The organism is Vibrio mytili (assembly GCF_049563345.1).
Taxonomy (GTDB): Bacteria; Pseudomonadota; Gammaproteobacteria; order Enterobacterales; family Vibrionaceae; genus Vibrio; species Vibrio mytili.
Genome location: NZ_CP110482.1, coordinates 1,259,287 through 1,271,496 on the forward strand (window position 1 = coordinate 1,259,287; position 12,210 = coordinate 1,271,496).

General features: G+C 45.9%; 10 protein-coding genes. 5 read left to right on the forward strand and 5 right to left on the reverse strand.

Annotation, left to right across the window (positions count from 1 at the left end):
• Positions 1-26 precede the first annotated feature (26 nt).
• From nfsA to ONE56_RS19210, 4 genes are all read left to right on the forward strand, one after another.
• Positions 27-749, forward strand: a complete 723-nt coding sequence (gene nfsA / locus ONE56_RS19195; protein ID WP_423840770.1) for an oxygen-insensitive NADPH nitroreductase — start codon at positions 27-29, stop codon at positions 747-749.
• Between the two features lie 260 nt (positions 750-1,009).
• The gene (locus ONE56_RS19200; RefSeq protein ID WP_423840771.1) at positions 1,010-2,278 is read left to right on the forward strand and encodes a DUF1835 domain-containing protein; all 1,269 of its coding nucleotides are present in this window, start codon (positions 1,010-1,012) and stop codon (positions 2,276-2,278) included.
• A 327-nt stretch (positions 2,279-2,605) separates the two neighbouring features.
• Positions 2,606-3,910 carry a dicarboxylate/amino acid:cation symporter gene (locus ONE56_RS19205; protein ID WP_041155801.1) on the forward strand — a complete coding sequence of 435 codons (1,305 nt, stop codon included), beginning with the start codon at positions 2,606-2,608 and terminating at the stop codon, positions 3,908-3,910.
• Positions 3,911-4,157: 247 nt separating this feature from the next.
• Positions 4,158-4,331: a hypothetical protein gene (locus ONE56_RS19210; protein WP_128814671.1), complete on the forward strand. Its 174-nt coding sequence runs from the start codon at positions 4,158-4,160 to the stop codon at positions 4,329-4,331.
• Positions 4,332-4,426: 95 nt separating this feature from the next.
• On the opposite strand, the gene ONE56_RS19215 is transcribed toward ONE56_RS19210, so the two are convergent.
• Entirely contained in the window at positions 4,427-4,789 is a 363-nt protein-coding gene (locus ONE56_RS19215) for a hypothetical protein (protein ID WP_423840772.1), read from the reverse strand.
• Between the two features lie 259 nt (positions 4,790-5,048).
• Here ONE56_RS19215 and ONE56_RS19220 point away from each other — a divergent pair, with 259 nt between their 5' ends.
• Positions 5,049-5,468 carry a VOC family protein gene (locus ONE56_RS19220; protein ID WP_041155799.1) on the forward strand — a complete coding sequence of 140 codons (420 nt, stop codon included), beginning with the start codon at positions 5,049-5,051 and terminating at the stop codon, positions 5,466-5,468.
• Here ONE56_RS19220 and ONE56_RS19225 read toward each other — a convergent pair.
• The 4 genes from ONE56_RS19225 to malQ all read right to left on the reverse strand — a co-directional run bounded on the left by ONE56_RS19225 (position 5,449) and on the right by malQ (position 12,178).
• The gene (locus ONE56_RS19225) at positions 5,449-6,612 is read right to left on the reverse strand and encodes an MBL fold metallo-hydrolase (RefSeq protein ID WP_423840773.1); all 1,164 of its coding nucleotides are present in this window, start codon (positions 6,610-6,612) and stop codon (positions 5,449-5,451) included. The two genes, ONE56_RS19220 and ONE56_RS19225, sit on opposite strands and share 20 nt — an antisense overlap.
• Positions 6,613-6,739: 127 nt before the next feature.
• Positions 6,740-7,417 (reverse strand): monofunctional biosynthetic peptidoglycan transglycosylase, encoded by a 678-nt coding sequence (gene mtgA / locus ONE56_RS19230; protein ID WP_041155798.1) that lies wholly within the window; start codon positions 7,415-7,417, stop codon positions 6,740-6,742.
• A gap of 134 nt (positions 7,418-7,551) precedes the next feature.
• On the reverse strand, positions 7,552-9,783 hold the full coding sequence (glgB, locus tag ONE56_RS19235; protein WP_423840774.1) for a 1,4-alpha-glucan branching protein GlgB: 2,232 nt from the start codon (positions 9,781-9,783) through the stop codon (positions 7,552-7,554).
• Positions 9,784-9,997: 214 nt separating this feature from the next.
• Positions 9,998-12,178 (reverse strand): 4-alpha-glucanotransferase, encoded by a 2,181-nt coding sequence (gene malQ / locus ONE56_RS19240; RefSeq protein WP_423840775.1) that lies wholly within the window; start codon positions 12,176-12,178, stop codon positions 9,998-10,000.
• Between the last annotated feature and the right edge of the window lie 32 nt (positions 12,179-12,210).

Sequence of the window (12,210 nt, forward strand, 5' to 3'; positions counted from 1 at the left end):
AACGATAAAAAGAGTGCACAGCCATCATGAATAGTACAATTCAGACCCTATTAAACCACCGCTCAATTCGAAAGTTCACTGAACAGCCTATCGAACAAGAACAGCTAGCAACCATTATCAAATCAGGCTTGGCCGCGTCCTCTTCCAGCATGTTACAAGTTGTATCGATTATTCGTGTCACTGACGCAGACAAGCGGGCGTTATTAGCAGAATACGCAGGCAATCAGCCCTACGTTGCCAATGCCGCAGAGTTTCTTGTGTTTTGTATTGATTACCAGCGCCACAGCACCATTAACCCCCAGGTGCAAGCCGATTTCACAGAGTTGACGCTTATTGGTGCAGTCGACTCAGGGATTATGGCGCAAAACTGTTTGATAGCGGCTGAATCGATGGGGCTGGGTGGTGTCTATATTGGCGGATTACGCAACAACGCTGAGAAAGTGGATAAACTCTTAGGGCTGCCCGATAACACCGCCATTCTTTTCGGCATGTGCCTGGGGCATCCGGAACAAAGCCCAGAGATCAAACCTCGCTTACCTGCAGACGTAATCGTTCATGAAAACCAGTACCAACCTCTAAGCTTGGCAGACATCGAAAGTTATGACCAAACGATGCACGATTACTACGCAAGTCGTTCAAGCAATCAAAAACAAAGTACCTGGTCGCAAGAAGTAACGACCAAGCTTGCTGGTGAATCAAGACCACATATTTTGCCGTACTTAAATAAAAAAGGCCTAGCGAAAAGGTAGCGTCATTAAGAACTGATTGGCTGTCTTAAAGCCCCACGAATCTTCGAGGGGCTTTTTTGTACGTCAGACAATAGTCGTTTTAGTTGCGAAACAAGGTGCCCTCACATACTATTATTGGGCTGACGCCTAAAGCACCCAACACTCGCGGAAAGAACCCAGTTCACGGCATATAAAACCCTGCTTGGCAGGCAATATTGGTTTTACCTTTTTTAGCTTCTATCTAGGCGAGTGTGAAAGAGAAGAAATAAGAAAGGTGAAAAATGCACTCGCACAACAGTTTCTCCATCAATCTAAACCAACAGAAGGCTATTGCGAAAAAACGCTTGAAAGCGATACGCAATGGTGACCTTTCCGTCCTTACCTCTGTCCAGCGTTCTCACTCAACCCCTGAAAAACTCGCGTTTGATACCGTAAAACTTGCTGATATTCAACATGCTTTAGCTAGAGAAATCGGCTTACCAAGCTGGAGTAAGCTAAAAGCGCATATAGAAGAGCAAGAAAAACACAGACAGGCGATCGCCGATAAACCTGATTCTCTCGATGCAGACTTAAAGACGCTGCATGTGCGCTGTGGTCATGATATTCAGCAACAGCTGCTTGAAGGTGGATTCACTGGCGATTTTTTACCGATGATCGATCCGCTTTGCATTGGCCCAACCCCCAATGACGAGCAAAGGTTTGTTAAGATGCGAGCGCAGTATGTCGTTGACACTCTATTGCCAATCATGGGACGTAACGACACGGCGCACGATGTCGCACAACAAGAGCAGAAACGTATTTACACCTTACTCGACCAACAATTTGAACGCATTGTGCTTTGGGTAGAACATGATAGCTATGATCAACTGATGGTCCTACGCGCCCTCACGTTGCTTAAAGGTGTACAAAACCAAGTCATTGAGATCATCGAGTTGGATCAATATCCAGGGACCGAACGATTTATTGGCTTCGGTCAACTTCCTGCCGAAGCGATTCGATCATGCTGGCAATACCGTAGACCGGTCACCCCTAAGATAATAAGCCAGGCAACACGTTGCTGGCAGGCCTTAGTTTCCGCGACGCCCATGTCTATGATCGCACTTCTCCAACAACACGATCTGGACGGCTTACCAAACATGAAAGATGCCCTCACCCGCCACCTGCAAGAATTACCACACGCGACGACCGGATTAAGTTGCACTCAAAACCTCGTCCTGACGATACTCAAAGAGCAAAACCAAGCCATCCCGGTAACCAAGTGGTTTCAACTCTATCAACAGCGAGAGCCACTTCCGTTCTTAGGCGATGTGATGTTCTATGCGCTATTGGCTCCTATGGCCATGACAGATAAGCCGCTCATCATCATTGATGACATCGACAAGGATTGGTGGGAGCAAACCGTGACTATTTCTTCGTATGGTCAGCAATGTTTAGAAGGCAGAGTAAAAATAAGACAACATTACTGGGTTGGCGGTATCCACAACAATGAGCAGCACTGGTGGGAATGGGATCACAGTCATCTCTCATCTCTCACGGATGTCTCCCTGTAACGGCTCTCACTATCATAGACACTTGTTAGACAACATGACTCGTTATGCAATCAGGTTCAAAACTAAATCACTACGCGCTCTAAGTCATATCTGTAACCATTAGTTATCGAGGAAAAGATATAGTTTTATCATCGAAACTATCGTTAAAAATTAGATAAAATATCTAGCAAGATGGTTAATTTTTGGTTAACCAGCCTATTTTTATAGTGACGACAGTCACATCTATTGTTCTTTAGAGGATTTTGCTTTCGTATTTTCACACTCCGCTGCTAATCTGCTTGCCGCTTTGAAATGAACTCGAAGTGCATAAATATAAGGAGTGTTCTCATGAATACCAAGAAACCGATGTCGCTGACCAGCCGAGTTATTTTAGGTATGGTAGCGGGTATCTTGACAGGGTTTGCTATACGCACACTTTTTGCCGACAACGGATTTGTCGATGCATACATTGTTAATGGATTATTCGAAGTTGGCGGACAAATCTTTGTTGCTAGCTTAAAAATGCTTGTTGTACCACTTGTGTTTGTTTCACTTGTGTGTGGTACCAGCTCGCTAAAAGACCTTTCAACTTTAGGTCGTATGGGTGGTAAAACGCTCGGCTTTTACATCGTAACCACCGCTGTCGCAATCACGCTTGCTCTGACAATGGGTTGGTTATTCCAGCCAGGAGCAGGGGCGGACCTTACTGCAGCAAGCTCCTTCTCCTCAGCAGAAGCGCCTTCGTTGGGTCAGGTGATCATCAACATGTTCCCAACCAACCCAATCAGCGCGATGGCTGAAGGCAAAACGCTGCAAGTTATCGTGTTCGCTGTACTATTCGGTATCGCGATCAGTGCTGCAGGTAAGCCAGGTGAACGTATCGCTGAGTTCTTCTCTGATCTCAATGAAGTGATCATGAAGCTCGTTGCTATTTTGATGCACTTAGCGCCTTACGGTGTGTTCTTCTTAATGGCGAAACTATTTACTGGTCTTGGTCTAAGCGCAATCTTTAACCTTGCAGAATACTTTTTAGTACTGGCTGGCACACTTGTCCTACACGGACTCGTCACTTACAGCCTAATGCTAAAAGGATTTACTGGTCTTAGCCCGATGACGTTCCTACGCAAAATGGAAGACGCGATCATGTTTGCATTCTCGACGGCATCATCGAACGCAACCATTCCTGTTACGATGGAAACCGCGAAACACCGTATGGGTGTTGCTAACCGAGTATCGTCCTTCACGATACCACTTGGCGCGACAGTAAATATGGACGGAACCGCCATCATGCAAGGTGTCGCTACTGCATTCATTGCACAAGCGTTCAACATCGATCTCACGATGGGCGATTACCTAATGGTGATCATGACAGCCACTCTTGCGTCCATCGGTACTGCGGGTGTTCCTGGCGTGGGTCTGGTTATGCTTGCGATGGTTCTTAACCAAGTCGGTCTGCCACTTGAAGGGATCGCTCTAATCATGGGTGTTGACCGTCTACTCGATATGATTCGTACTGCCGTGAATATTACTGGTGATAGTGCGGTGACTATCATTGTTGCAAAATCAGAAGGTGCACTGGATGAGGCTCGCTTCAATGACCCATTGGCAGGAGTCGCTGAAGAAGAGGTTCACTTGAAAAAGGCACAAGCGTAACTCGTTAACGCATTAACCCTGTCAAATCAAAGAGGAAGCTAATTGGAATTAGCTTCCTCTTTTTTTACTCTTATTTGGGTCTATAATTTTAGAAAGTCATATCGATTTATATCAATCGCCGTGAGTAAGCGATCAGAAATAGTCGGCATTTTAACCAGCTAGAATGATCGGTTGTTTATAACGATTGTTATGACATTGGTATGTTGAACGACATAGGCAAGAAAGCTGATGTAACGGAGAACATACTATGGAACTACGTAACAAAGCGGGCGATAAAGCGAAAGTTGCTGACAACCTCACCCTGAAAGAAATTACCGAAATGGGTTATACCGTCGACTTATGTGACGAAGCATTTGACCCAAATGAACACTGGAAAGCACAAGGGAAATCTCAAGGTATGGGCGAGTACCCTGAGGAATAAACTCGCGATATTGTCTTTGACCTCGTATTGTCTTTGAACTCGTGATGGTACCCCAAGACTTTCGACAAAACCGAGCGGTGAATCGCTCGGTTTTTTTACTTTTGCACTTCTTGAATAAACAGTGTCATCTCTTCAAGATAGTTTCCATTTGCACAGCCCCAGTCCGTTACTTCTATCAGCTCCGTCGCTAACTGCCCCGTATTATCCGCTTTGACGTGATCGATAAACGCGTTTAGTCGTTCAAGCTGAGAAGGCTGATGGACGCTATGTACGGCGTACGCTTGCAATAAATCATTGTAAACCTGCCAACGCTGTTCATCTGAAACATGGCTGCTGAGAATCACCGAGCAGTTCTGCTGAATCTCTGTATTTGTCTCACTTGCAGTTGGTGTGACCGAAGTACAGCCTACCAACACCGAACCTATACAAGCGAATGTAACTACTGTATTTTTTATCATTTTTCCGCCGAGTTATATGCATCAATGCCAGTCATTCAATTACTCGCAAGGTACGCAAAAAATTCGCCAAGAGCAAGGTTGATATTGGTTTTCCTCTCCGTTATTCACTCCCCCTCTTAAACAGACGTGACACAACTTACCTTCCTCATTGCAATCGTTACAAACTATTATTGTTACAACACAGTGTGAGAGGTGAAGTCATGCATTAAAAGGTTGTTTGTGTATATACTTTGTCATCACCATCAAACTGGAGGTTAACATGCCATCGCACAACCCCATTAACATTCAAGCGCTTGACCATGTAGTGATAAGAACGCGTGACCTGGATGCCATGTTAAAGTTTTATCGAGATGTGTTAGGTTGCCCTGTGGAGCGCGAACGCACCGATCTTGGCTTGACGCAGCTCAGAGCGGGAAACGCATTGATTGACATCGTCACGGTCGACAGTAAGCTGGGGAAACTTGGTGGTAGACCTCCCGAGCAAAATGGACGCAATGTGGATCACTTTTGCCTACAACTTTCACCATTTATCGAAGAGGATTTACTCCTATACCTCGAGTCACAAGGGGTTGAAACCGGAGAGTTCTCCAAACGATATGGTGCACAAGGCTTCGGCCGTTCCCTGTATATTTACGATCCGGAAGGCAACGTCGTTGAGCTTAAACCTCAGATAACCTGATGTTTGATGAATGACTCACGTATCCATGCGCATCTACCTCTTTTGGGTCTTTCAGCCACCAATGGCTGCTGGGCTCAGTTTGATATACGTAAAAGCTCTCTCCTGGCATCGGTGTAAGTAGATTGATGTGGTTTGATTGGCAATGGGTTATCAGATCTAAAATAGGCTCATCCCATTTGTGGGTAAACAGCTCATAAGTGGCCCAGTGTATCGGTAACAACTTCTTCGCCTTTAAGTCTTTAAAGGCGAGCGCGGTGTGGTGAGCTTGCATATGACCACAATTTTCTACCGCATAGCCATGGTTGCCCTTCACATCAGCTGCGACCTCTAAACAGGCGATATCAATCGGCCCACACCGCTTCGCGATCTCTGAAAAATGTTGGTCATAGGCCGTATCACCACTGAAGAAAAGACTCTCATTCGTACCTTTGATAACCCACGACGCCCACAACGTTGTATTTTTATCAAAGCACGTGCGCCCAGAGTTGTGATTGGCTGGCGTACAAACGAGTTCGATATTGGCGTAGTGAACACTCTCCCACCAGTCAAACTCAACGATATTGTCAGGGCAAACGCCCCATCGAATTAAGTGCTTTCCTACTCCTAGCGGAACGTAAAATGTCACCGACTGACTGGCATAGAATCGAACCGTCGATTCCTCTAAATGATCGTAATGATCATGAGAAATCACGATGATGTCCGGCACAGGAAGGCTTTCTCTCGCGTGGGTATTGGGGATGTTTCGCGTAAACCATGCTTTAGCGATAAGAGGTGATGCATAGTCAAACACTGGATCAGTCAAAATCCGCACACCGTCAACTTCAATCAGCATGGTGGAATGCCCTAACCAAGTCACTCTCATGTCTTCACTACGACGTTCAAACTGATGATGCTCAATTGGTGAATAAGGTAGATAATTATTGGGACATAACTGCTTCCGACCACCTAAAAAGCTCCAACAGACTTGCCAAATAGGCTGCTGATTAGGAACATTCGGCATGCTATTGATAACGCGCCCATTACGGAATTGAGGTGAGCGACGCATCCGATTCGCAAGCTGAGTATAGTAAGTTTGCAAAGGGATCAGGGAGCCAGAGCTGCCCTTAACAGAAAAATAACGGCTTTTCAGGATCGTTTCAGACATTTTAAACGCAACGCTTAACTGAGTGTGACTTTAGTTAAACGCGCTTGTATGTCGGTTTAATGACTAAAAACGACGGCAACGTGAAGATTAGATTGCAACCGAGTCAATGAGACTGAATAGCGTGGCCTTACAGCTCTACTCGCCCTAAATTATTCATTTGACGCATCGCCCAACGAGTTCTGCGCTGGGTATAATCACTTTGCGGATATACTTTAATTTTATATGGGTTTGGTAAGACAACCGCTAACTGAGCTGCTTGCCATTTTGATAGGCTGGCCGCACCAATACCAAAGTAGTTCTGCGCAGCCGCTTCTGCGCCGTATATACCAGGTCCAAACTCCACCACATTCAGATACATTTCTAAGATACGCTCTTTGCTCCACATCAACTCCATTAATAAAGCGAAATACAGTTCGTACGCCTTACGAAGGTAAGAATGAGATGGAAATAAGAAAAGATTTTTCGCTGTCTGCTGGGTGATGGTGCTCGCCCCGCGAGAAGGACCATTGTCACCTGCGTTGGCAATGACTTGGAACAACGACTCAAAGTCGACACCATAATGGTAAGGGAATTTTTGGTCTTCCGTTGCAATTACCGCTACTTGCATGTTCTTTGAAATACGTGACAATGGCACCCATTCATGTTGGCTACTCTCGGGATAATTCTCTGGCGGTGAAACCATGCGACTGACTTTCCATCCCCAGATTGGCGGATCGATAAACTTACCCACGCCCACCAAGACAACAGGTGTGAGTAACAAAACCAGTACCACTTTAAAGAGAATTGATTTAAGCCTTTTCAGCATGCCTAGGTCCCAACAACGAAAAGAAGCGGCCAAGATTGCCGTATTCTATCCCAAACAACAAGATTTATCGGTAAAAAATAGGTCAAAAAAAGCCCGATTTACAATGTAAACGGGCTTAGCGTTTGATTTAAATATTATTTAATGAGCTTGTAGAACACCGTGGATAGTGGTGGTAAACGCAGTTCAAGAGATTGCGGAAGCGATTCACTCTCTTTCGCTTCCGTCACAGCACTCATATGCACTTTGAAGCCACTTCCGCCATATTGAGTATCATCCGTATTCAGAAGCAACTCATAACGACCTTTTACAGGCACACCTAAACGAAAGCGCTCGTGTGGTACTGGCGTAAAGTTAGTAATAACCAGAATACGTTCACCGTTTTGACTGATGCGCTCATGAGCTAAAATGCTGGCATCAGCTTCATCTTGAAGGCGCCATTCAAACCCAGCAGGCTCACAGTCTTGATCGTGCATTGCTGGCTCAGTGCGATAGACATGATTCAAATCACGGGTTAAGTCTTGCACGCCTTTGTGTCGTTCAAATTCCAACAAAAACCACTGCAGTTGATCATCATGGTTCCATTCTGCCGTTTGTCCGATTTCAGCGCCCATGAAATTCAGTTTTTTGCCTGGTTGGCCGTACATATAGCCGTAGTAAGCACGTAAGTTCGCGGTTTGCTGCCACTCGTCGCCCGGCATTTTGTTGTGTATAGAGCCTTTGCCGTACACCACTTCATCATGGGACAATGACAATACGTAGTTTTCACTATGGGCGTAAATCAACGGGAACGTGATGGTATTATGATGGTATTTGCGATGAACTGGATCTTCTTTCACGTAGGAAAGGCTGTCATGCATCCAACCCATGTTCCACTTGAACCCAAAACCTAAGCCACCCATAAAAGTGGGGGCGGATACGCCTGGGAATGCGGTAGATTCTTCGGCAATCGTCATCGCATTTGGGAAGTGTTTGTAGACTTCTTCATTCATCCACTTCAGCGTCGCAATGGCGTCGTAGTTTTCGTTACCGCCGTCGATATTCGGGATCCATTGGTCATGACTGCGCGAGTAATCAAGGTAAATCATCGACGCGACCGCATCAACACGGATGCCATCAATATGGAATTGTTCGAACCAGTAAAGTGCATTCGCAACAAGGAAACGGCGCACATGCTCACGACCCACATCATAAATGTAAGAATTCCAATCCTGATGCCAACCTCGACGCGGATCGGGATCGTGATAAAGCGGCGTGCCATCGAAGTTTGCTAAACCGTGACCATCGGCTGGGAAGTGTGCTGGCACCCAGTCAAGCACTACCCCAATGCCAGCTTGGTGACAGGCATCGACAAAGTATTTAAAGTCATCCGGTGAACCATAGCGACTGGTTGGAGCAAAAAGCCCGACAGGTTGATACCCCCAAGAGCCATAGAATGGGTGTTCCGACACAGGCATCAACTCAACATGGGTATATTCCATGTCAACAAGGTATGGGACAAGATGCTCCGCCAATTCACGATAATTGAGAAATTCACCCTGCTCGTTTCGCTTCCAAGAGCCAGCATGCAGCTCATAAAAAGACAGTGCTTCTTCGCGCTTTTGTGTTACTGGGCGCGATAGCCATTGTGCATCTTGCCATTGATAACGATTGTGGTCATACGTCACTGAAGCGAACGATGGATACTGTTCAGAATAGAAACCCCAAGGGTCTTGCTTGTGAGGTAGCCCTTCGCCATGTGGACCTTTAATCTCGTACTTGTATTGGCTGCCTTCTTCTAGGCCAGGAACGAACAGCCCCCAAATACCGTAATCTAGTCGCTGCATAGGATGGCGACGACCATCCCATTGGTTAAAGCCACCAATTAAGCTCACTGCTGAAGCATGCGGAGCGTATACAAGAAAACGAACGCCAGAAACATACTCACCGCCACGCTCTAACGTCACGAAATGTGCACCCATGTAGTGATACATGTCTTTTGGTGTATGTAAATGCTCGTATTCTTGATAAATATTGTGATATTGATACGGGTCATCAATAATCTGTTCTACACCAGCCCAGTCGACGGCTAGACGGTAGTGTGTTAAGTGTAAGTCTCGCTTTTCCTTTAAGATAAAACCGTGGTCACCTTCGCGATCAAGGACAACACGAGGTTCACCCTCAATAATCAGCTCAACTTTATCTGCTCCAGGCATCCATACTCTCAAAGAACCTTTACCGTCGTCGATGAAAGGACCAAGAGTGCCAAATGGATCTGGGTAAGCAGCCTCAGCAAGCTGTTCATAAGCGCGTTCGCATTTGTTCTTTATTTTATTTATCTTGGTGTTTTTCAAACCAATCTCCCTAGAGCCAATATCCTTAGAAAGCATAGCGCCCTCTTCAATATTGTTTACATAACCAACATTGTGTACTTACTAAAACAAGCTAAACATGAAACAAAAAACGCCCGCTATTCGCGGGCGCAATAACAATCTCTCATCCTACCGGATTGTAGGCTTTGAATGAGTGACCCAGTTGGTACTTTCGTGTCTCAAAACTAACAAATCTAATAAATGACATGAATCTCGCGTGGCCTTAGCTTTTTCATTTACTCGCTTGAGCACGAACGTCGGTTAAACGTTTTGCTATACGATTCACATCTTCACGCGTGAAGATCTCATCTAAATTCATTGATAGCTTACGACGCCAGTTTGGGTATTCGTCTACCGTGCCAGGTATGTTGACAGGTTGCTCCATTTCTAGCCAGTCTTCGAGCTGAACACTGAGTAGTGCAGAGTCCCCCGCTGCCACATGCAACTGAAGCGCTTCACTGAGATGAGAGTCCATTGGCACATATTGCGCGTCATGACCAATCCCCTCAGGTAAGTAGCCATGCCAGCGTACACTGTCTAAGATTCCTTGTTTGCACTTCAAACGATCCGCAAATAAACCTTCTAGTTGCTGCTCATCTGGATAAAGGCCAATCTCTTTGCCCATTTTAAGGTCATCACAATGCCAGAAGCCGCGTAATGTCGGCATGTCATGCGTACACAACGCTGCCATGGATTGCTCTGCGTAATGCTTAGGTGAGATAAAACCTCCATCTTCTTTTGATGTTTCGAAGAAGAATACTTTGTAGGAGTGAACCCCAGCGTCACGCAGGATATCGACAATCTCATCAGGCACTGTACCTAAATCTTCCCCAATCACCGAACAATGATGGCGATGTGACTCTAATGCTAGAATCGCCAGCATATCCTCAACCGGGTAGTACAGGTACGCTCCTTCCGTGGCTTTTTCGCCTTTTGGAATCCACCATAAACGCAACAATCCAAGTACGTGATCAATGCGTAGTGCGCCACAGTGCTTCATATTCGCACGCAGCAACTTGATGTACGCATCGTAGCTTGTGGCCTGTAAAACTTCCGGGTTGAGAGGTGGTAATCCCCAGTTTTGTCCTAGAGGACCAAGAATATCCGGTGGAGCACCAATGCTGGCTTCCTGCACCAAGTTGCCGTCATCCGCCCACGTTTCGCTACCTGAATCTGACACACCAACGGCTAGGTCACGATACAAACCGACGGACATGCCCTTTTCTTCTGCCAGCGATTGCGCTTCTTTGATTTGGTCGTCCGCTATCCACTGCAAATACATGTAAAGCTGAACACGGTCATTGCTTTCTTTAATGTACTTTTGAGTGCCAGCAGAATCAAATGTGCGGTATTTTTCTGGGAAAACAGGCCATCCCCAAACACTTTGGTCTTCTGCATGCAAATCTGCATGAATGGCATCAAATGCCGCTTGGTGTAGCAAACTGTCGCCACCGTTTTCGACAAAGTTAAGGAAAGCACGTGCACGTTCGGTATCCTTGTCTAGATGACGCGCTTTAAACTCACTAAACAGCAAAGGTAGAACACTCATTTTGAGGTTCGATACTTCGGTGTAATTTACCCAATGCGACTCACGCGCTTTTTGTAGCCGTTGCTGAAATTCACCACTTCCTACTCGCTGCTGTGCTTCTGCACTCAATGCAAACTCAGGCACTGAACTGACATCAATGTACATGATATTGAGCCAGCGACGAGAAGAAGGACTGTATGGGCTCGCACCTTCAGGGTTGGCAGGGAACAATGAATGGATCGGGTTTAAACCGATGAAGTCTCCACCACGAGAAGCAATATCACTGACCAATTGTTTCAAGTCACCAAAGTCACCAATTCCCCAGTTGTGTTGCGTGCGCAAGGTGTAAAGCTGAATACTTGGGCCCCATAGCTTTTTATGTTTATTTAGAGCATCTTGTTTGAAACACGCTTTCGGCGTAATGATCAACGTCATTTCGTAAGGCGTTTTGCGGCGCTTACGATTAATAATCAGTTTGTGGTAACCCCATGCCAAATTCTTTGGCAATATAAACACTAGAGGGCCACCCTCAGCTCTTTCATCACGAACAATCTGAGACTGAAGATAGCCTTCAAGTACCTCTCCTTGTTCTGTCTCTAAACGCCAGCTGAATTCACTCTCACGAGCACTCGTACCTAGGTTTAATGCTACTTCGACGGGTTCACCATCGCGCAGAACAAGAACAGGGGCTAGTACGTCTTTCTTATGTTTTCTTTCTGCTGAAGCTAATAGTTTCTCATCGCTGCTGGTATCGTAGCCAAGTGAAGCCAATAGTCGACGTAGAGTCTCGTCTGACACTTTTGCTTCCTCTCCCCACGCGCTGACATAGCTATCAGCCAATTTCGCCATTTCTGCGACTTTCTTTAATACAGTTTGTTCTTTCATCGCTTTCTCCGAAGGTAATGCAACGACCTTCT

Excerpts from the sequence above, each read along its gene's own strand:
- nfsA (WP_423840770.1), top strand. The coding sequence starts at position 27 with ATGAATAGTACAATTCAGACCCTATTAAACCACCGCTCAATTCGAAAG.
- ONE56_RS19210 (WP_128814671.1), top strand. The coding sequence starts at position 4,158 with ATGGAACTACGTAACAAAGCGGGCGATAAAGCGAAAGTTGCTGACAAC.
- malQ (WP_423840775.1), bottom strand. The coding sequence starts at position 12,178 with ATGAAAGAACAAACTGTATTAAAGAAAGTCGCAGAAATGGCGAAATTG.
- ONE56_RS19225 (WP_423840773.1), bottom strand. The coding sequence starts at position 6,612 with ATGTCTGAAACGATCCTGAAAAGCCGTTATTTTTCTGTTAAGGGCAGC.
- ONE56_RS19200 (WP_423840771.1), top strand. The coding sequence starts at position 1,010 with ATGCACTCGCACAACAGTTTCTCCATCAATCTAAACCAACAGAAGGCT.
- ONE56_RS19220 (WP_041155799.1), top strand. The coding sequence starts at position 5,049 with ATGCCATCGCACAACCCCATTAACATTCAAGCGCTTGACCATGTAGTG.
- glgB (WP_423840774.1), bottom strand. The coding sequence starts at position 9,783 with ATGCTTTCTAAGGATATTGGCTCTAGGGAGATTGGTTTGAAAAACACC.
- ONE56_RS19215 (WP_423840772.1), bottom strand. The coding sequence starts at position 4,789 with ATGATAAAAAATACAGTAGTTACATTCGCTTGTATAGGTTCGGTGTTG.
- mtgA (WP_041155798.1), bottom strand. The coding sequence starts at position 7,417 with ATGCTGAAAAGGCTTAAATCAATTCTCTTTAAAGTGGTACTGGTTTTG.
- ONE56_RS19205 (WP_041155801.1), top strand. The coding sequence starts at position 2,606 with ATGAATACCAAGAAACCGATGTCGCTGACCAGCCGAGTTATTTTAGGT.